The organism is Paenibacillus gorillae (assembly GCF_000513275.1).
Taxonomy (GTDB): Bacteria; Bacillota; Bacilli; order Paenibacillales; family Paenibacillaceae; genus Pristimantibacillus; species Pristimantibacillus gorillae.
This window is the reverse complement of the sequence record NZ_CBVJ010000141.1, coordinates 52,651-72,806: the sequence shown is the minus strand read 5'-3', so window position 1 is coordinate 72,806 and position 20,156 is coordinate 52,651. Positions and strand designations below refer to the sequence as shown.

The window sequence follows — 20,156 nt, the reverse complement described above, 5'->3', positions numbered from 1 at the left end:
GAAACAAGGCAAGACGAAGCTGGCGATCAAGGAGCTGGAGCTGGCAGTTGCCCAATCCGAGCAGGCGGGTTACTTGAGGAAGCTGGCTGAGGCGTACCAGTTAGACAATCAGTTTCAGAAAGCAGCCGATACCTACTATCGGGAAGCAAAAATTCATAAGAGACTGGGTGAGAAGTCCGGTGACTTGAACACCTATTATGCTGTACTGGCATTAGCCGATGGGCTGAATACGGAAATCGAGTTCTTCCTGGAACAAAACAAACAGGCTCCGCCAGCATCATCCGGCAAGCTTGCCAAATTCGAACCGCCAAGCGGAATGTATATTGGGGCATATATTGACAAAGACAGCGGCGTTGAGAAGCTGCGGGACGGGAAGTTTAAAGCTTTTAACGAGAAGACGGGCAAGCAGCACGCGGTCTACTTCAATTATCATAAGTATGGCAGTCCGTTTCCTTATCATTGGGCGGAGCAAGTAAAGAAGGCTGGAGGAGCCATTCAATTGGCGCTGCAGCCGGATAAAGGTCTGAGCGAGGTTAAGGATGACGCTTACCTAAGAAAATTCGCTAAAGATGCGGAAGAGGCGGGCGTTCCGATATTTTTGCGATTCGCTTCGGAAATGAACGGCAGCTGGGTGAAATGGAACGGCAACCCGTCGCTCTATATCGAGAAATTCCGGCTCGTATCCAAAGTAATGAAGGAAGCGGCGCCAAATGTAGCGATGGTATGGTCGCCTGCAGCCAATCCGAAACAAAAAATTACCGCTTATTATCCCGGTGATGATTATGTCGATTGGGTTGGCTTAAGCATTTACAGCGTAAAGTATTTCAATGGCAATGTGAAAACGCCGGCCGATCAGGTCAATCCGCTCGACTCACTTGATTTCGTGTATCAGACGTATGCGGGACGCAAGCCGATAATGGTCAGTGAGTACGGAGCGACGCATTTCAGCAAAGCGGGCAACACATCGACGGTTAATTTTGCGATTACGAAAATGAATATGCTTTATCATGGCGCTAAGCTGAAGTATCCGCGGTTGAAGTCGATTAACTGGTTCAGCCTCAATACGCTGACGGATTCGCATAGCGCGGATCGCAGCTTGAACAATTTCAGCCTGACGGAAAGCACTCCGCTGTTAGCCGCTTATAGCCGATTAATTAAGGATCCCTATTACTTGTCTAAGGTTGTGGATACTAAACAGCAAGCCAAAGGCTATGAGAAAAGCGTGACGAAATTCGCAAATCAGGGTACAATCAGCAATACGGCAACCGGCATAGTGTGGGTGAAAACCTATGATCCCTATATTAGTAAGGTGGTAGCCAAGGTGGATGGGATTGAGGTTATGAGCAAGCAGCAATATCCATATGCTTTTACTATAGATCCCACGAAGTTGAAAACCGGCAGTCATAAGCTCGAAATTATCGTGGTTGATTCGAAAAGCAGAGTCGCGTCCAGAAAGCTGGTCGATTTCAAGACGGCCGGTTAGCGGCTGCTTAACAGGGAGGTATATAAAATGAGCAGTTTTTTCGATAAAGTAAAGGCTAGCGTCGCTGAGGCAGGCGACAAGGTAAAAGCGGGCGTTGTGGAGGCTGGCAACAAAGCAAAGACGGTAATGGAAATTAACAAGCTGAAGATGCAAAACAACTCCAAGCTGAATGAAATCGAAAGGCAGTACCGTGAAATCGGAAAGCAGGTTTTTGAAGCCAAGCAGCAGGATGCTGCAGCGGAGCTTTCCAGCGATGAGCTGGAGCCTTTCATGAATACAATCAAAGGCCTGCAAGAGGAAATCGAGCATAATCTAAAAGAAATTAAGTTTTTATCGGATGACAATGTCATTGTAGAGAAAGCTAAAAACGATAAGCCCGTCGTCTTGATGCAATACGAGCCTGAAGAAAAGGAAGAGAAGTAAGTTAAGTATGTTATAATAATGGGCACTGATTGAAGTTGGGGTGATAAAATTGTCCAAAAAAAGAAAAACAGCGCCGCAGTCTAACGCATCTTCACGCGAAGAGAAGGCGCCTACGTTGAAGGATATGCTTAGTGCCGACATTCTTCAGAAGCTGAAGCTGCAAGCTGAGGAGCTAAAGGCTTCGGAGGAGAAGCAGAAGCAGGATGCCTTGGCAAAAGCCGAGGAAGCTCGTAAGCAAGAGCAAAAGCGTAATGAAAACGATATGAACTATCTGCTTGACCATCACAAGGTCGATAATAGCAAATACAAATAAAGCCTTTCAGACGAGTTAGACTAGGGCATTATAAACACAAAAGGAATCGTCGCCGTATGAAGCGTGATTCCTTTTGTGTTTGTTGTATACGTTTTTTTGCTTGGCCTGCAGTCCGGGTGTAGTTCGTGTCGCCGGGTTGACGTTATGCCAGCTCCCTCGCAATATTTCGGGATTAAGCATGCCTTGACGCTCTAATTTCTTTCTCATCTTTTTTGCTTTGCTATCCGCCATTGCGATCATAGCCCCTTTCCTTTTCGCATTCTTTTATAGTATAGGATGAATTTGCTTCGGAAGAAAGGGGCGAGGATGAGAATACATTAGCGGCAGGCCATGTAACGGTAATCCGGGTATGCGGATAGTCGTTTCGTAATGATCAGTTTTCCATTTTTCCTCTTCTGGATGCGGTAGTAAACAATTTGATTGCCGTCAGCATCGCCAGATAAGGAGGCTCTAACGGTAAGATAGCTGCTTGTCTCATTTTTAACGAGCAAGGATACAACCTGGAACGGTACTGGACCGGGATCCCCTACGATAACGTAAAGTCTTCCTTTATATACGATGGATTTCAAGTTGCAAAATAGCGTTTTGCTGATTGGACAGCTCCAATATTGTTTGAAATAGGCAAGAACTTTGCTTCGTGTACTGAAGCGCTGTGGCAGTTGGGCATATTCGTCGCCGTTTACCCGAATTACTTTGCGGTCGGCAGACGAGTCGTATACCTTGAACCAGGATAGCTCGGCATTATTAATCAACGTTCGCAAGCGCGGCAATGGCGTTTCATATTTGACAGCCATATCACATTCTCCTCTCGGGTGTTGTTTTTCTAGCATTCTATGTCAATTTGATAGAATTGGTGAGGGACATATGCGCGGGAAGCCGAAAAATCGATAAAGGAAATAAAACGGTGGTCGTGGAACCTATTAATACAGGAAGGATGTGGCGGGTGAACATGACCAAGAGAACGCTGGTAATAAGCGATATCCACGGCTGCTATGACGCTTTTAACCGATTGCTGGAACAGGCGGTTTACGATCCGGCAGATGACCTTCTGCTGCTTCTAGGCGACTTTGTCGATAAAGGCCCGGACAGCAGCCTTGTTGTCGAGCAGGTGCTGGGTCTAGTCCGTGACCATGGTGCTATCGCTATAAGAGGAAACCATGATGAGAGGTTTGTTCATGTTGCTCGGGGCGGCAACGGCGAAGCGGAAGGAAAGTTTTTCAAACATGGCGGTTTTGAGACGTTCACAAGCTATGTAGGGAGGCCAGCGCTTAAAGGCATTACCCCAGAGAACCTGTTCACGGAATTCAGAGAATCTGCTAACGGAATTTATGCCCACCATATTGAATTTCTGGAGCAACTGCCCTATTATTACGAGGATGACTGGTATATATACGTGCATGCCGGAGTGAACCCGCGTTTTGCTTTAAATTGGAAGCAGCAGCCGAAGCGTGACTTTTTGTACATCAAAGAACCTTTTCACTCTGCTGACCGTTTCTTATCCAAAGTAGTCGTGTTTGGACATACAAAGACGGTAGACTTGCATGGCAAACCGGATGTTTGGTTCGGTAAAGGGAAAATCGGAATTGACGGAGGCTGTTCGGCGGGGTTTCAATTGAATGCTCTGGAGATTGTCGGACCGGATCTTCTGCGGACGTTTAAGGTGCCGGCTCTCGGTAGAATAAAATAGCTTATTAAACAGAAAAAGGCGTGCATAGCGAATACTCATGCATGCCTTTTTTACAGCGAAATCGGCCTTTTACGATAAAAATCGATTAAATATTAAAAAAAGGTAATTGTTAGAAGGAAGACCATCGAAGATTGTCGAAATCTTGAGTATTAAGAACTAAAAAATTACTGTTCGAGCTCTGGGGTGTCTTGAATGAATGCGTTCGTTAAACGAATAGCGGTGGTCATGCTGCTATTTATACTTTTTCAGCTTGGCCTTTTCGTTCCCCCGTCATTTGCAACCGGGAAGAGCAGCGCCATTATAGTTAATGAGTGGCAAATGAGATGGGAGACAAACGGTACCAATACGATACAATCCACAGATGCAATAGATGATAGTTGGTTTCCTATATATCAAGGAGTATCCGACCCGATTAAGCCTAATGGGGTAAATGCCGCATGGGTTAAATTAGAAATACCTAATGGTTTAGAGGATAGTCCTGGATTGTTAATTACGAAGGCATATGCAGAAAGCGTGCATGTTTATTTAAATGATCGTGATATCTATCACTCGATAAGAAATTACCGCTATGACGTTAATAAAATTTTGCTTCCGCTTGATCCGTCAAATTCCAATAATACGGTCTTAATTAAATTAGAAAGTAAAAATGGACGTATTGGCATTCCTGACGCTTTTATATTTGATGACTATCAAGTGTTATTCAAAAAATTTCATGCAGCGGGAAATGATTGATGTCATTCTTGGTTCATCCTTCATCTTTGTTTCAATTATTATGTTTTTATGTACAGGCTTTGTCAGCCGAAACTTCTTTGTAGGATGGAACGCGCTTAGCGTTACAATCCTTGCAGTAGGCACAATGATCGTGACTTATTCGCCTTTTTTGTACAGCTTCTACGGTAATTATGGAAAGCTGTATTATAAGTTATTTGATGTCGCGCAGACGGTTACATTACCTTCAATGATTTTATTCGTAAGACAGATTTTCGGAGTCGGGCCTTATTCCTTAATTAAAATTTCTTTCCGAATTACTGTTTTCTACGCGGTCTTTTGTCTTTCTTTTATGACTTTTAATTTGCTTACCCACGACAAATATAATAGTATTTATTTTTTATTTTCGGTATTCCTGTTTGGCATTGTTATGATTGCAAGCGGAGTTGTGCTTGTCTGGGCCCTAGTTTATTATTGTCTGAAAAAAAACAAAGAAGCTTATATATTATGTGCAGGTTTAGGCATATTCCTTGTGACCGTTAGTATGGAAATACTATGGTTCTATATTAAGGAGACCCATTACGAATTGTATTTATGGAAATGGGGAGTGGTATGCTTTGTCATTTCCTTAATTGTTATTCTCGGGAAACGAATAGCACATAACTATGAGCAAGTCGTTGCTTATTCGAAAAAGCTTGAAATGTACAATAACGAATTGCAGCGCTCGGAGAAGATGGAGATTATTAGTCAATTGGCAGCTTCGGTTGCTCATGAGGTTCGTAATCCTTTACAGGTAACCAGAGGCTTTCTGCAATTGTTGTTTGAGAGGTCGTCACAAGAAAAAGAAAAAAGCTATTTAGATCTTTCTATTAACGAGTTGGACAGGGCTTCAGCCATCATTACGGACTTTCTGACCTTTGCCAAACCGCAGACTGACAATAATGGAGCTCTGGATATCGGTGAAGAATTGGAAAAAATAGTTGGAATTCTTATTCCACTCGCCAATCTGCAAGGCGGAGAAGTTAATTTAAAGGTCGAACGAAAGATGCTTGTTCGAGGTAATTCCTCAAAATTTAAACAATGTATGATCAATATCATTAAGAATAGCATTGAAGCTTTGAATGGCGAAGGCAAAATCGATGTATTCGCTCAAATTATTGAGGATAAGGTTCATATACAAGTCCGTGATAATGGCGAGGGAATGTCAGCAAATGAACTGGAGAAGCTGGGAGAACCGTATTTCTCTAAAAAAACAAAAGGTACTGGTCTTGGTTTAATGGTTTCGTTCCGTATTATTGAGAGCATGCAAGGGGAAATTCGTTATAGCAGTGTGAAGGGGAAAGGAACAGAAGTAAATATTAATTTTCCTATCTTAAAAGAATAGCGCCGGGCAAGGGCTCGGCGCCAAGTGTACTACCACATTTCTACTTGAGTAGATGAATCTGAAGATTTAGCAGAAGCTTCAGCCGGATGCTGTGGAATTATGAGGTAGTGGTGCTTGGCAGATTCTTCAACTACAGTAAGCTCAAGTCCTTCAGGGATATCAACATCGAAAGCTTCCTTGAGTGCACCTTTTGGGTCGCTAAGAAGGCGCGTTTTGAAGGCCTCATCTTCCCAAGCCTTTTTAATAATTTGTTCCTTCAAGATTTGTTCTGCCGACATGATAATCACCCTTTGTCCTATGTAATGTTTTTCTATTCCTAGTTTACCATGACTTAGGGGCTAAATCTATCAATTATTCGACAAAAAATCGTTCTATATGACTATTTGGATAGAAATAATTGTAAACCCCCGCCGGATAACAGCAATGATCGATTCTTTTCGACACGCTTGGCCCCTGATTCAAGATTGGAGCAGATTGAAGAATGAAATATGGAAAGGTAATTCCATTGCACAGATGAAGTTTCTAAAAAGGAATAGTTGAGTTTTGCTTGAGCGGAGTAGGCTTTGAGCAAGTCGTTAATGTAGATTGCATTTTGCATTTGTTTCTCCGTAATTGTCCCGGACCAGCCTATTAAATAAGTAGAGGCGGCTAATGATATCAAACAATTGTAGCTGCCCTCTTCCAAGTCTTCTTTCCAGTCTGCCCAATCATCTGCCATTTGAAGTGTAACCAGCGTGTATGAAATCAACGTATCAACTTCGCTAATTAATTCAGGTTTCCCGCTCAAAAGAAGAGCCCCAGTACTGGCAAATTTGACGGGAGCTGCTTTATTAGCTACCTTAAGTCTATCGTTTTGAAAATAGTCCTCGATGTTTTCTGCTGCCACGCTTACAGCCCATTCATTAACATATTGCCTCATATGTTCCCAGAAAGGCGATTCAGCCGGGAAAAACGCCAACAAAAGCCCATGAGTTTCCAATTGAAATAATTGAGCGATGGAAAGTTTTTGTTTATTGTCCTTCTGCACGGAATCCATGGCATCGTCCAATATAAAATAATAAAGCATGTTGAACACACCCGCGACTGACAGCTTTCTCGCTTGCTCGTCACTAATGGGAGCGATGTCTCTCATCCAGTAGGGAAGAAGATAGCAAATATAGTTTTTGGCGCTGTCCGTTTGAAAGACGTCAAACTTTTGCAAGTAGTTGAGACCGATTGCATCAAACGGCTTGGGGAATAAAGAAATCCGCTGCTTAACATCATCAAAAACAATTCGCATTTCGCTTTCGAATGGCGTGAAATAATTCATTCTGCTCCCCCTCTAACGTTTCTGGAATTCAAGGCCGAACATATGGATCTCATGCCAACAGGAGTCGTCATGAAGCCATGCCGTTAATTCCTCTTCCCGCTCCTTTGATATTGCTTCTTTCGTATATAGCTCTGTCACACATATCATATAGCGGTAAAGCTTTCTCTTCGTTTCCCGGTCCTCAGCTTTTAAGCGGTAGCGTTCCGTCCGCGAATGGGTAAAGCCGGTATGGGTCATTTCCAGCTTCAGCTGATCGGCGAAGGAAAGCCAGCTCTTTAATTGAATGGATTGGCGGGATTGTACATATAATTGTGAGAACAGCGGTAAGCGGTCGTTTAACTGTAAAGCGTTGTCGTCCACGTCCAACAACAAGAGGCGTCCTCCGGGAACCATACACTTGTAGGCCCATTCGGCGAATTGAATTCGATCGCTGATATGCTGCATGACAAGACGGGCAACGATAGCTCCGGCACTGCTTGGCTCTATTGAAGCAGACTCATAGCTCGATAGATAAAAATTCAGACGATCCGTTTGTTTATGGACAGCTTTTTTGAAAATACCGGCTTCGTATTCCAGTCCGGTCAATGATAGATCGGGATAAGCATCATGCAGCCGAGACAAGTAATCGCCGTTTCCGCAGCCTACATCGATCAGAGTGCTGGACTCTTTTTCAAGAAAGCGGAAAAAAAGCTCATTTTCTTGTTCGAAAAAAAGTGTCGTCGTCAATTGAAGCATTTCATCGAATAGGTCGATAGGGAGAACAGTCATGGCTCACACCTTTTCTGTTATAATTTTCTAGTCCAACTATAGCACAATGATTCTGCCTGTTAAATAGAATAGGATAGGGAGAAAATTATTCTAAATATACAACTTTACTAAGTTTTGGTTGAGAATGCAGACAGATTCCATTAAAATATGGGGTATGGGCTGTTTGGATAAAAACTAGACCTTAGTCGTGGACATTGTTAATACCCGAGCAGGTTATGAAACCGATGCTCCTGCATTAAAGTAATAGAAGGAAAGATAGTTCTTTAATGTGGAGGTAGTAAGGCATGATAAGCGAATTCGATGTATACGTTTTATTAACCGATACAGGAACGTTGTTTACGAGAACGATCAAGCTCTTTACGAGAGATCCTCTTAATCACGCTTCCATCGCTTTTGACAGTCAATTGAACGAAGTATACAGCTTCGGCCGTAAAAATCCGCATAATCCGTTTTTTGGCGGCTTTGTGAAGGAAAACATGCGGGGGCAGTTGTTTGAGCAAGCTTCGTGCGCGTTGTATCGGATTCGCATTAATCAGTCAGAGTATGTGAGGATGCGCAATTTAATTGAATACATGGAACGTAATCGTGATCAATACCGTTATAATCTGCTGGGTGTAGTCGGCCTGCTGTTTAATATTCAGATGAAGCGAGAATACGCTTACTTCTGCTCCCAGTTTGTCGCATCCGTCTTTGCAGAGAGCGGTGTGCAGCTGTGCAATAAATCGCCGCTTATGGTTACGCCAGGTGATTTGGAGAATACGCCTGTGTTGGAACTGGTCTATCAGGGCACTCTGCGCTCCTATATGGATAGCGGCATTGGAGGCGGTGTTACAGGCTTGGGCCGTTCTATGGCTGCTGTAGAAGGTGCCAGAACCGCCTTGACCGGATAAATGAAATAATCATCATGATCAAAATGCACATTTGCATGTATATACGAAAACAAGAGACGCCATTCGTCATGCCGAGATGACAGAGGGGCGTCTCTTGTTCGTTTCGCCTGAGTAAAGGGCACTCAGTACGTTCTATCAGCCATTAACGATCTCGCCACCATTGATGTGCATCACTTGTCCCGTCACGTAGCTGGAGTCATCCGAAGCGAGAAAAACGTAGGCGCCAGCCAGCTCATGAGGCTGACCTGCCCGCTTCATCGGCGTATCTGCGCCGAAGGTTGTTACCGATTGCTCGTCGAAGGACGATGGAATGAACGGCGTCCAGATCGGTCCGGGAGCTACGCCGTTGACTCGAATGCCTTGCTCCGCCAGATTGGCAGAAAGCGAGCGGGTAAAGGAGACGATTGCTCCCTTGGTAGCAGAGTAGTCGATTAGCGTGGGATTGCCGCGATAAGCCGTAACGGAAGCGGTATTAATGATGGAAGCGCCTTGATTCAAGTGGGGGAGCGCGGCCTTGGTCAGAAAGAACATCGCGAACACATTGGTGCGGAATGTCGCTTCCAATTGTTTCTCAGTAATATCCTCCAGCCGCTGTTGAACATGCTGTTCGCCTGCATTGTTTACAACAATGTCGAGCTTGCCGAACTCCAGCACCGTCCGTTCAACGACAATGCGGCAAAAAGCTTCATCACCGACATCTCCAGGAAGCAGCAGGCAGCGTTTGCCTGCTGCTTCTATCTCTTTCTTCACCAACTGGGCATCCGCATGTTCATTATAGTAAGGAATGGCAACATCACAGCCTTCCAGTGCGAAGGCGATGGCCACGGCACGGCCAATACCGCTGTCACCGCCGGTAATAATCGCTGCTTTGCCGGCCAGCTTACCGGCGGCCTTATAGCTATCGGATTTGTAGACGGGCAGCGGCTTCATTGGCGATTCGATACCCGGCTGCTGTGATTGATGCTGGGGAGGGAATTGCGGTACTTGAGGGGGAGCAGATGATTCTTGCATGTATGGAAGCCTCCTTCGTTTTTATTCTATTGTGGTATTGATGAAGAGGGTTCATACCTGGCCTATTTTCCAGCGTCTATTTATGAGTAAAATTTCAATTGACAATGATTATCATTCGGGATTATACTTCGTTTTAGTTCTAAAATAAACTTTTTATACAGGCTAAGGGGATATCGGGATGAAGTTCAAATTTATAGCAATGCTGCTTGCCAGTGCGTTAGTATTTGCGGGTTGTGGTTCGAATAAGGAAGCTTCCGAAACGGCGAAAAACGAACAGCCGGCTGTGGTTGAAGAAAGCGGCCAAAATGCGCCAAAAGTAGAGAATTGGGATGAAATTACGGAACAATACCGGCAATTCGCAGTGGAACAAGCAGATTCCTTCGTTATTGAAACAGAGAAATTTGTGAAAGCAGTCAAATCCGGGGATTTGGAAGGTGCGAAAAAGCTCTATGCGCCTGCACGGATGTATTTCGAGCGAATCGAGCCGATTGCTGAAGCGCTGGGCGACTTCGATCCGAACATCGATGCGCGTGAGAACGATGTGGAAGAGAAGGACTGGCGCGGATTCCACCGCATTGAGAAAGCGTTATGGGAGAACAAAACGACAGAAGGCATGGACGGATATGCCGACACGCTTCTCCAGGACGCTAAGCTGCTTCGTGCGCTGATGGAGACGGTAGAGGTTGAGCCAAGCCTGCTCGTTACGGGAGCCGTGGAGCTGTTGAACGAGGTTTCCTCTTCGAAGGTTACGGGTGAGGAAGAACGCTACTCCCATACCGATCTGTATGACTTCGCAGCGAATGTTGAGGGAGCGAAAAAAATATATGAATTGCTCCAGACCGAGCTGAGCAAGCAAAACGCCGAGCTGGAAGCGGAAATCGGAACCAGCTTCAAAAATCTTGAAGAGGCGCTGGCATCCTACAAGAGCGGGGATGGATATGTCTCCTATCTGGATTTGAAGCAGGAAGATACGAAAAAGCTGAGCCAGCTGCTGGACGCGCTTGCCGAGCCGTTGTCGCAGATGGGCACCATTCTGGGGGCATAAGCGATGAACTCCAACGGTAAAGAGCGGAACAAACAACAAGAATTGAATCAAACCTCTTCACCGTCTGGAGACAGCGTGCTGGAGAAACCGCTTAGCCGCAGAGATATGCTGCGGCTTGCGGGAACTGGGGGCGCCGGGCTATTGCTTGGCGCCGCTGGCGTTGGCGGCATTATGGGCGTCTTTAACCGGACCGCAGCGGCGACAGTGAAATCTGCTGAAGCAGCCAAAGAAGCGGATACGATCCAATTTTATGGCGAGCATCAGGCGGGCATCGTTACGCCAGCTCCGGATTTTCTAGTGTTTGCGGCGTTTGATCTGACCGTTTCCAGCAAAGAGGATGTTCGTAAGCTGTTTCAAGCGTGGACGAAAGCGTCAGATGCGCTGGCGAAAGGGCAATTGCTCGGTGAGAGCAACGATCATCTTAATCTCCCGCCTTCTGACACAGGGGAAGCAGCGGGCTTGTCGCCATCGCGGACGACGATTACATTTGGTGTTGGAGCTTCCTTCTTCGATGAGCGCTTCGGATTATCCGCTAAGCGGCCATCCGCTTTGGTTGATATGCCTGCTTTTGGAGGCGATGAGCTCCAAGAGCAATGGAGCGGCGGCGATATCGGGGTTCAAGTGAATGCCGATGATATGCAGGTTGCGTTTCATGCGATCCGCAGCTTAGCAAGAATTGCCCGCGGCAAAGCGGTGCTGAGGTGGACGCAAGAGGGCTTTCAGCGGACGGGGAAAGCCGACCCTGCTGGCGCTACTCCGCGCAATTTAATGGGATTCAAGGACGGAACAGGCAACCCGGATGTGAAAGATGCGGCGAAAATGAACCATATCGTATGGGCGCAGCAGGCTGACGGGACACCGTGGATGGCAGGCGGGACCTATATGGTTGCGCGGCGAATCCGCATTCGGGTCGAAGTATGGGACCGTTCGACGCTGGGCGATCAGGAAGCGACTTTCGGACGACATCGTGAGAGCGGAGCTCCGCTTGGAGGCAGCAAGGAATTTGAGGCCGTTGATTTGCAGAAAACCGGCGGGGACGGAAAACCGGTTATCCCGGTCGACTCTCATGTGGCACTTGCCCGAGGGGACGGTTCCATTGAAATTTTACGCAGAGGCTATTCGTACTCCAGCGGCATGGATCATCGGACCGGGCAATTGGATGCCGGCTTGATGTTCGTCTGCTTTAATCGCGATCCGCGCAAGCAGTTCATACCGATGCAGCAGAAGCTGGGCCAAAGCGATCGTCTGAACGAATATATCGTTCATACTGGAAGCGCGATGTTCGCTTGTTTTCCTGGCGTGCAGCCGGGCGGCTATATTGGTGAAACGTTGTTTTAATCGCTCTATTGTTCTCATAAGGAAGGGGCGGCCACATCTATGGTTGCACATATAAAGCGGCTATTGCCGCGTAAGCTGGCAGCTTTCAATCTGCTGCTGCTGCTTGTATTAACGATTAGTTTATTTCCGGCATTTTCAGCTGGTTTCACTCATGAGGGAGTTGCTTACGCCGCATCTGGCGCCGATTCGGCTTCAGGAGATCTTAATGATCTTCTGCCGCTAGTGGGAGGAGCACTAGCTTCCGCCGGTCAGAATGACTGGAGCGCTGCTGCAGGACATGTGGCGGATGCGAATAAGCTGTGGAAACAGCTGGCCGTGAAGTCAACGGGTCTGTCGGCCGACGTAGAGTCTGCATTTGCACATGCAGACAAGGCGTTGAAGGCAGCTTCTGAGCAGCCGAAGGAAGCGAAGGCAGCTTTGTCGGCGCTGACTAAAGCGATTAATAGCTATGTGAAAAGCACGGCAGCCCCTGTCTCGGATACGGCGGCTTTGAACGGCAAGGAAGCGGCAGCAGGCCTGCTGCCGACTGCTGAGCAGCTGCTCGCCCATATTCAAGCGGGCGATTGGGGCAAGGCGAATGCCGCGTATAAGCTTATTAATGATAGCTGGCCGCCGATCGAGCAAGCGATTCGGACCGATAATACGACAGTGTACGGCAAGCTGGAGACTGCGATGAGCATGATCCGAATAGCGCTGCAGGCAGAGCCCCCGCGTGCAGAGCAGGCAGAGAAAGAGACTGCGTCGTTCATTGCCATTGTTCAGGATTATAAGAACGGCAAGCTGAATGTGCAGAATGATGAATCAGCCAAAAGCAAGCTGACGGTTTCCGATTTGATTGTCATACTCGACAAAGCGTCCAAAGATATAGCATCCTCTCATTTGGAGGAAGCAAACGGTCAGATGAACGCATTCATTTCTACATGGCCGGCGGTTGAGGGGCAAGTTCAAGTGCGGGGAGCCGACATTTACAGCAAAATTGAGATTAAGATGACGGACGTATCGAAGTACTTGCTTGCCAGCCCTCCCGCTCCGGACAAAGCGGAAGCGGTCGTTGCATCGATGCGCGAGCTGCTGGCGCCGTTAGTTTCTGACACAAAATATACGGCATGGGATGCCGGTATGATTTTATTCCGGGAAGGGCTGGAGGCTATTCTCGTTTTGGCTGCATTGCTTGCTTATTTGAAACGCACGGGCAATGAAGCAAAGCGGATCTGGGTCTGGTCAGGCGTATGGACGGGACTAGGACTCAGCGTCGTGTTGGCTATTGTATTGACTAGGGTAATTGCCGAGGCATCTGCCGGAAGCGCAAGGGAAGCGATGGAGGGCATTACCGGTTTGGCTTCCGTCCTGCTCATGCTGACGGTTGGCAACTGGCTGCATAACAAGTCGAATATGCGGGCGTGGAACAGCTATATTGACGGGAAAATGGGCAGCGCTATTGCGCGAGGCAGCTTATGGTCGCTGTTCATCGTATCGGGCCTCGCTATTTTACGGGAAGGGGCGGAGACCACAATCTTCTATGTGGGCATGTCCTCATCCATAGCGGTATCGGATATGATTATCGGTATTGCCGTCACCTTTATTGTGCTGCTGGCGCTTGGTTTTGCGATTATACGTTTTAGCGCGAAGCTGCCGATCCGGCCTTTTTTCTTGACCGCCTCGGCGTTAATTTATTATCTGGTCATCCGCTTTCTTGGCGAGAGCATTCATTCGCTTCAGGTTGCGGCCTGGCTGCCTGCCCATTCCTCAGAGTATTTGCCAAGCATTCGTTTTCTGGGCGCATACCCGACTTGGGAGACGGCATTGCCGCAGCTTATCTTCATTATCATTATTATCGGCAGAGTCTTATGGGTGCAGCTTGGAAAGACAGCGGGTGTACAAAAACCGGCAACGGAATAGTTTGCTTCAAAAGGATGTTTGGCAGCGATCAGCCAAGCATCCTTTTTTTTGCCCGAATGTGGTAAAATGATACATAAAGCATGGCATAGAAAGTAGGGGAATTCGATGAAAGGTCAGAACTTTCTGATTGCTGCCCTGGCGTTTGCTTTTATCATCGCCTGGTTTGCGGTCATTAACGTTGACGCGGTACAAGTTAATTTCATGTTTACGAAAACGCAAATTCCGCTTATTCTCGTTATATTGGCCTCTACTCTATTCGGAGGGCTAATCGTCGGTTCATTCGGCATAATCCGCCAATTCCGTCTTCAGCGCACTGTCCGTTCGCTTGAGAAGCGTCTTGCCGAGCTGGCTCCGCCATCGGAGGATGGAATTTCTGGTGCTTCCGCTCATCCTGTACCGGAGCAGGCAACAGGATCTGCTGAATAATGCACGATTCGACCTTGCCGTTTTCTTAAAGGCTTGATATGCTTGGTTAGGAAGTAGTAAGGCTTGTGAATAAAAGCGAGGTGATCGTATGTCCGCTAACGAACAAAATCAAAATGAAGCTGTTGAGCAACCGAAAAAGCAGCTCACGCAGGCTGAGAAAGCCAAACAGCTGCTGGCGCAAAAGAAGCTAGGCCAAGGAAACCAGCCTGGCAAGCAGCACCAATCGACCAATATGCAAGAAATGAGAAGTCAGAACACGAAAAAAGTAAACAATCAGCGTAAAAAAATGGGCGTGTAGCCCTGTGTGTCAGTATCGAAATCGAAGACCTTCAAATCCGTTATATCGGATTGGAGGTCTTATTTAATTCAGCGCCTCTGCATACCTTCTAAGGTATATTCCGCCATTAAATGCCTCATGCTGATTACCAGATGACGAATGAGGTGGAAGGATGGCGGTCATAGTGCGCTTTTCACAAAAGTGGCAGAAGCTTATGGCTCTTGGAATGGTTTCTGTCCTTCTGTTTGTCCAACAAGGTGTTGACTCGGTTAAATACAAGGAATGGGCTAATCCGGCCATGACCATGCAGGAAGCGGGCGAAGAGGCAGCAGAGGGCCAGCCTTGGACGGTTCGTTTCACCTCCAAAGGCTACAATTATACGTTGGCGAAGGCTGAGCCGGAGACTGGAGCCTACTTGGGCGCTTATGTATTGCAAGATCGTGAAATTGGCTATAGCATGGGTGAATTTAATCGCAGAACAGGCAAGAAGCATGCGAGCTACTTCAAGTATGTCGGCTATGGCGAGCCTTTTCCCGCGGAGTGGGTGGAGCAGGTGAAGAATGAGGGAGCATTTCCTCATATCGCTTGGGAACCGAACAGTGGATTGGATACAGTCAAGGACGACGAATATTTGCATGCCTTCGCTAAATCAGCCAATGACGCTGATGTTGCTATTTTCCTAAGATTCGCCTCGGAAATGAATGGTACCTGGACCGCTTACAGCGGCAACGCGGAACGCTATATTGGAGTCTGGCGGATGGTTCATGATGTATTGGAGGCAGAAGCGCCTCAAGTGGCGATGGTATGGACAGTATTGAATGTGCCCGAACTGCCGATCGAAAGCTTTTATCCCGGTGATGCCTATGTCGATTGGGTCGGTTTGAACGTGTATAATGTAAAGTATCACAACGGAAATAACAAGCAGGAAGCGCATTTTGAGGATCCGCTTATGCTGCTTGATTATGTATATAACCTGTTCAGCCGGAGAAAGCCAATACAGCTGTCGGAGTATGGGGCTACCCATTTCACGACTGTAGACGGCGTAATAGATCTCGATTTTGCTGCGGGCAAAATAAGACGGCTGTACGAATCGCTGCCCGAACTGTATCCTCGCGTAAAGGCGGTTTATTACTTCGATGTAAACAATTTGACGGAATATAATGAATCCCGCCGGGTAAATAATTATGCGATAACGGCGGACGATGAACTGCTGGAGGCTTATAGAAGCGTGATCGCTAATGATCATTATTTGAGCAGCATTCATTCAAGTCCGAAGGATAAAGATAGAACGATCAGCGAAACGTTCTCGTACTGCGGATTTATTTTCCGCAAAGATGGTGTGCTTTATGCTGATGAAACGCTGTTTACAAAGCTGCTGAACGTTCAGTTTTATCCTTTAGGAGCGGGTGGCGAACAGGCAGTATTGACCCGTTGGATATCCAGTTCGGATACGTTAAAAACGGCACAGGTTGATGTCATGCGCCATAAAATATGGAGCGGCTATAAAATGGACGGCACCGTTCCAATTAACAGGAAGCTGAACGCGCTTCCCTTGCTCTCCACCGCCAAATCGCTGGGCTATAAGGTAAAAGTGAACGGAACTAACATCAACATACGGGAATGAATACGCTCTTACCCTCGCATAATGTACATACATCAACTTTCACATAATGATACATGACGGAGGGATTACGATGACGGCGACCAAATCTTCCATCAGCATCTATTTGCTTGCCGGGGTTGCCACAACTCAGACGGCATTTAATGAATGCAGAGATAAGCTGGACCGGCTGTTCCGCTCTGACGGATTGGAGCCGTTTATTCATATTTTGCATCCGTACGGAGACGCAAGCCGCAATTTGTACCGGCAAATCGTTGAAGTGGGAAGCGATCTCAGCAACCGGATCGGGATCGGACGTGTCGGGGCGAAGGCGGCATTTCGTAAAATTATAGAAACGCTGCGGGATGAGGATGAGCCTACGCTTCTGATCGGACATAGCGGAGGGGGTATTGCCGCTTATCAAGCGGGCAGAATGCTGCATAACCAGCGCTTGGCCCGGAATGTAAGAATTGTTCAAGTCGGCTCGCCGCGGATCGCTATACAGCCGGATTTGAAGGATCGTGTCAGTTACTTTCATTCAATCGATGCAGAGGGCAAATTGAATGACCCGATCAGCAGGATCGGCAGCTGGGGAGGCTGGCAAGCGGAACGAGGCGGAGCGGTTCCCCGCTGGAACCGGATGAAGCATGCGCCTGTTAATGTGGAAGGAATACCGCTAATCGGCGGGCACGCCCATTATTTCCGCCATCAGCAGCCCTTTATCGATCAGGATGCAGTATGCAACCTTGATAAAACGATCGATCGGGTGCGTGTCTGGTTGAAAGGCTGGAGCTGATTCGTTACACTGAAGACAGCAGCTTTGCTGGATTCGGGAACGAAGGGGTTGTTAAACGTATGGCCAATACCCATACCTACACAAAGCGGGAAGAGATAGCAAATGCCGTTACACATGGCATCGGCGCCGCATTAAGCGTAGCCGCCTTGGTGCTGCTCATCGTCTTTGCCGCCTGGAAAGGCACAGCCTTTCACGTTGTAAGCTTTACGATTTACGGAAGCGCGATGCTTCTGCTCTATGCTGCGTCGACACTGGTTCACAGCTTTCCGGAGGGGAAAGCAAAGCGGGTATTCCAATCGCTCGATCACTCTTGCATTTATGTGTTTATAGCCGGCACCTATACTCCGATTCTGCTGCATATTGTTCAAGGCACTTTAGGTTGGGTGCTGTTCGGAATCGTCTGGGGCTGTGCAATAGTCGGTGTTGTGTTTAAATCCTTTTTCGCTTCGAAATTTCTGTTTACCTCTACAATCGTATACATTGCGATGGGCTGGCTGATCGTGTTTGCATGGAAACCGTTAACGGATCATTTGGCACCGGGAGGGCTGCAGCTCCTCATAACCGGAGGCTTGCTCTATACGTTCGGAACGATTTTTTATATGTGGCGCGGTTTTCCTTACCATCATGCAGTGTGGCACTTGTTTGTGCTTGGAGGCTCGATCGTTCATTTCTTTGCGATTTTGCTCTATATATTGCCGAATGGGTGAACCATTTTATAATCCTCGCTTTCGTTGTTGCTCATGAGGGGCAGCGCGAAATAGCGGGGATTTTTTTATACGTTTTCTTCAATCTGCAATCGGGCACCAGCCCGGCGTTTCGCCGCATAAGGAAGCAGCAAATAACGGATCTTCCTGAACCAGATCGGCGAAATAGCTGCTGAGAATATGATTGCCAGAAACCGATCCTATGCGGAATGAGCGCTTAACCTCTCCCTTGACGTGCATGTAATAATACGTTTTTTTCGTATCGGGTGACTGATAGACGAGCGGAGGCAGATGAGGCACAATGTCATATTCATTCTGAAAACGCCAATGGGTCGCGACTCCTGCGTTGTATGCGCGCACAAATTTCATGTCGCCTACGCGTGGCGCTCCGAAGGTATATACAATTGGAGCTTTAATTGCTGTATTATTTGCAATATCAAGCGCAGCCAGTGTTGAAAGCGAACCGCCTAAGCTGTGACCCGTTATGAACAGGGGCTTGTCGGGCGGCAGCTGCTTGATTAAAGCGAGCATTTGCGGACGGATGGCGGTATAGATATCGGTGAAGCCTTTATGCACTTGACCGCAATTTTTAACGGGTGTATAGGGCGTTTGCTGGGCGATGAAGTCGGCTACCCAATCAACGGCGGAGCCTGAACCCCGGAAGGCCAGTACCGAGGATCTGTCGGATTGGAGCACATAGCCAAACTTTTCTTCAGCATAATCATACACCTCTCCGGCAAAGGAACCTACCAGGCTGTAGTTTCGAGGAACGATGAACAGGCCGTCGCTATTATCGAATTGTACGTATGTTTGTCCGCAAATGGCGGCTAGAAACAAAGCGGTCCGCATATCCAGATTTTGCGGTTGCTGCCGCTGCCGTGTGGGCTGCTGGGTTTTCGTTCGAGTAGCCATTATGAACCCTCCGCTCTCCTGCGCAAGCTGATGTTGTATTGTATGAAGAGGTGGGCAACTTGGTACCAATTGCTCTCTCTGGCAGGCGGCCGCTTCAATTAAATGATGCGGAGCGGAAGGGTTGCGGTTATAATGACGTTGAACAGCGAATGTCATTTTTTATAATCTGGAAGGAGATCGCACAAATGACTCTTCGAGTTGGGATGGTTGGGACAGGCTGGTTTGGCCGCATGCATGCAGAGAAGTTGTCAAAAATGGACGATATTTATGTATCCGCTTTCTGCGGGACGAGCAAGGAGAAAGCAGAGGCGGCAGCACAGCCTTTTAACGATGCCAGAGGGTATGATTCCATAACGGATATGTTGGATGACCGCAAGCTGGATGCGGTATATATTTGCGTGCCTCCATTCGCGCACGGCGAGGCGGAATTGGCACTGGTCGAGAGAGGAATTCCATTCTTGGTGGAGAAGCCGATCGGACTGGATGGGGAGACACCAGCCAAGATAGCTGAAGCTGTTGAGCGCAGCGGCCTTATTACGTCGACAGGCTACCATTTCCGCTATATGGAAGGAACGGAGCGGGCAAGAGAGCTGCTCCAAGAAAGAACAGCTTTAATGGCACTCGGTTACTGGATGGGCTCGATGCCGGGCGTATACTGGTGGCGGAAGATGGAAGGCTCTGGCGGCCAATTCGTCGAGCAGACGACGCATATCGTCGATGCGCTCCGTTATCTGCTGGGCGAGGTGACAGAAGTCTACGCGGCTTACGGCAACCGAATTATGGCAAGCAAAGAGGAAGGGGTAACCGTTCCTGATGTGGGAACCGTTACGCTGAAGCTTGCTAGCGGAGCAGTAGCTACGATTAGCAATACTTGCGGTATTCAAGGCGGAGACCGTGCCGGTCTGCATATATATACGGATCAAGGCGTGCTGGAACTGGGAAGCGACGGCGCTTTGAAGGACTTGCGTGCGAACACGAAAACGGAATACTTGAACCGCAACGATCCTTATCAAGCGGAAAATGAAGCATTTATACACGCCGTTCGAACCGGCGATACGAGTCGTATTCGTTCGTCTTATGCCGATGCATGGCTGACGCATCGAGTGACGATCGCGGCTAATCAGTCGGCGGAGACGGGCTTGCCGGTTAAATTATAAAGCTTAACAAGAGCTGAACCAAGGGT

22 protein-coding genes are annotated in these 20,156 nt (G+C 47.5%); 16 read left to right on the top strand and 6 right to left on the bottom strand.

Going from position 1 to position 20,156, the window contains the following annotated elements:
* From TY10_RS26925 to TY10_RS26915, 3 genes are all read left to right on the top strand, one after another.
* A partial coding sequence (locus tag TY10_RS26925) for a glycosyl hydrolase (RefSeq protein ID WP_042170845.1) occupies positions 1–1,483 on the top strand: 1,483 nt, incomplete at its 5' end.
* A 27-nt stretch (positions 1,484–1,510) separates the two neighbouring features.
* Positions 1,511–1,906, top strand: a complete 396-nt coding sequence (locus TY10_RS26920) for a hypothetical protein (RefSeq protein WP_052350797.1) — start codon at positions 1,511–1,513, stop codon at positions 1,904–1,906.
* Between the two features lie 40 nt (positions 1,907–1,946).
* Entirely contained in the window at positions 1,947–2,219 is a 273-nt protein-coding gene (locus TY10_RS26915; RefSeq protein ID WP_238328063.1) for a YqkE family protein, read from the top strand.
* Positions 2,220–2,536: 317 nt separating this feature from the next.
* On the opposite strand, the gene TY10_RS26905 is transcribed toward TY10_RS26915, so the two are convergent.
* Complete coding sequence (locus TY10_RS26905; protein WP_042170838.1) at positions 2,537–3,013, bottom strand: DL-endopeptidase inhibitor IseA family protein; 477 nt, start codon at positions 3,011–3,013, stop codon at positions 2,537–2,539.
* A gap of 155 nt (positions 3,014–3,168) precedes the next feature.
* Between TY10_RS26905 and TY10_RS26900 the strand changes: the two genes are divergently transcribed.
* The 3 genes from TY10_RS26900 to TY10_RS26895 all read left to right on the top strand — a co-directional run bounded on the left by TY10_RS26900 (position 3,169) and on the right by TY10_RS26895 (position 5,998).
* The gene (locus TY10_RS26900) at positions 3,169–3,906 is read left to right on the top strand and encodes a metallophosphoesterase (RefSeq protein WP_042170835.1); all 738 of its coding nucleotides are present in this window, start codon (positions 3,169–3,171) and stop codon (positions 3,904–3,906) included.
* 192 nt (positions 3,907–4,098) lie between these two features.
* Positions 4,099–4,638 (top strand): hypothetical protein, encoded by a 540-nt coding sequence (locus tag TY10_RS30090; protein WP_052350796.1) that lies wholly within the window; start codon positions 4,099–4,101, stop codon positions 4,636–4,638.
* Positions 4,631–5,998, top strand: a complete 1,368-nt coding sequence (locus TY10_RS26895; RefSeq protein ID WP_052350795.1) for a sensor histidine kinase — start codon at positions 4,631–4,633, stop codon at positions 5,996–5,998. The genes TY10_RS30090 and TY10_RS26895 overlap by 8 nt, the downstream gene beginning before the upstream one ends.
* Before the next feature lie 29 nt (positions 5,999–6,027).
* Here TY10_RS26895 and TY10_RS26890 read toward each other — a convergent pair whose 3' ends face one another.
* The 3 genes from TY10_RS26890 to TY10_RS26880 form a co-directional block, all read right to left on the bottom strand.
* A complete protein-coding gene (locus tag TY10_RS26890) occupies positions 6,028–6,276 on the bottom strand; it encodes an NHLP leader peptide family RiPP precursor (protein WP_042170832.1) in 249 nt (82 codons plus the stop codon).
* Between the two features lie 101 nt (positions 6,277–6,377).
* Complete coding sequence (locus TY10_RS26885) at positions 6,378–7,307, bottom strand: hypothetical protein (RefSeq protein WP_042170830.1); 930 nt, start codon at positions 7,305–7,307, stop codon at positions 6,378–6,380.
* A gap of 12 nt (positions 7,308–7,319) precedes the next feature.
* Positions 7,320–8,075 carry a class I SAM-dependent methyltransferase gene (locus tag TY10_RS26880; RefSeq protein WP_042170829.1) on the bottom strand — a complete coding sequence of 252 codons (756 nt, stop codon included), beginning with the start codon at positions 8,073–8,075 and terminating at the stop codon, positions 7,320–7,322.
* Between the two features lie 284 nt (positions 8,076–8,359).
* Between TY10_RS26880 and TY10_RS26875 the strand changes: the two genes are divergently transcribed.
* Positions 8,360–8,965, top strand: coding sequence for a C40 family peptidase (locus TY10_RS26875; RefSeq protein WP_042170827.1), 606 nt, complete (start codon positions 8,360–8,362; stop codon positions 8,963–8,965).
* Positions 8,966–9,100: 135 nt separating this feature from the next.
* On the opposite strand, the gene TY10_RS26870 is transcribed toward TY10_RS26875, so the two are convergent.
* Positions 9,101–9,976: an SDR family oxidoreductase gene (locus TY10_RS26870; protein WP_042170825.1), complete on the bottom strand. Its 876-nt coding sequence runs from the start codon at positions 9,974–9,976 to the stop codon at positions 9,101–9,103.
* A 178-nt stretch (positions 9,977–10,154) separates the two neighbouring features.
* Between TY10_RS26870 and efeO the strand changes: the two genes are divergently transcribed.
* The 8 genes from efeO (at position 10,155) to trhA (ending at position 18,064) form a co-directional block, all read left to right on the top strand.
* Entirely contained in the window at positions 10,155–11,021 is an 867-nt protein-coding gene (efeO, locus tag TY10_RS26865; RefSeq protein ID WP_042170823.1) for an iron uptake system protein EfeO, read from the top strand.
* 3 nt (positions 11,022–11,024) lie between these two features.
* Positions 11,025–12,359, top strand: coding sequence for an iron uptake transporter deferrochelatase/peroxidase subunit (efeB, locus tag TY10_RS26860; RefSeq protein WP_042170822.1), 1,335 nt, complete (start codon positions 11,025–11,027; stop codon positions 12,357–12,359).
* 39 nt (positions 12,360–12,398) lie between these two features.
* The gene (locus tag TY10_RS26855) at positions 12,399–14,258 is read left to right on the top strand and encodes an FTR1 family iron permease (protein WP_042170820.1); all 1,860 of its coding nucleotides are present in this window, start codon (positions 12,399–12,401) and stop codon (positions 14,256–14,258) included.
* Between the two features lie 105 nt (positions 14,259–14,363).
* Positions 14,364–14,684, top strand: a complete 321-nt coding sequence (locus tag TY10_RS26850; RefSeq protein WP_042170818.1) for a LapA family protein — start codon at positions 14,364–14,366, stop codon at positions 14,682–14,684.
* Between the two features lie 88 nt (positions 14,685–14,772).
* Positions 14,773–14,982, top strand: coding sequence for a hypothetical protein (locus TY10_RS26845; RefSeq protein WP_042170815.1), 210 nt, complete (start codon positions 14,773–14,775; stop codon positions 14,980–14,982).
* Positions 14,983–15,133: 151 nt separating this feature from the next.
* Positions 15,134–16,585: a glycoside hydrolase family 26 protein gene (locus TY10_RS26840; protein ID WP_052350794.1), complete on the top strand. Its 1,452-nt coding sequence runs from the start codon at positions 15,134–15,136 to the stop codon at positions 16,583–16,585.
* Between the two features lie 70 nt (positions 16,586–16,655).
* Positions 16,656–17,357, top strand: coding sequence for a hypothetical protein (locus tag TY10_RS26835; protein WP_042170813.1), 702 nt, complete (start codon positions 16,656–16,658; stop codon positions 17,355–17,357).
* Positions 17,358–17,416: 59 nt separating this feature from the next.
* Complete coding sequence (gene trhA / locus TY10_RS26830) at positions 17,417–18,064, top strand: PAQR family membrane homeostasis protein TrhA (protein ID WP_042170812.1); 648 nt, start codon at positions 17,417–17,419, stop codon at positions 18,062–18,064.
* A gap of 78 nt (positions 18,065–18,142) precedes the next feature.
* Here trhA and TY10_RS26825 read toward each other — a convergent pair whose 3' ends face one another.
* The gene (locus TY10_RS26825; protein WP_081735511.1) at positions 18,143–18,973 is read right to left on the bottom strand and encodes a lipase family protein; all 831 of its coding nucleotides are present in this window, start codon (positions 18,971–18,973) and stop codon (positions 18,143–18,145) included.
* Positions 18,974–19,158: 185 nt separating this feature from the next.
* On the opposite strand from TY10_RS26825, the gene TY10_RS26820 reads away from it, so the two are divergent.
* On the top strand, positions 19,159–20,130 hold the full coding sequence (locus TY10_RS26820) for a Gfo/Idh/MocA family protein (RefSeq protein WP_042170875.1): 972 nt from the start codon (positions 19,159–19,161) through the stop codon (positions 20,128–20,130).
* Positions 20,131–20,156: the final 26 nt, after the last annotated feature.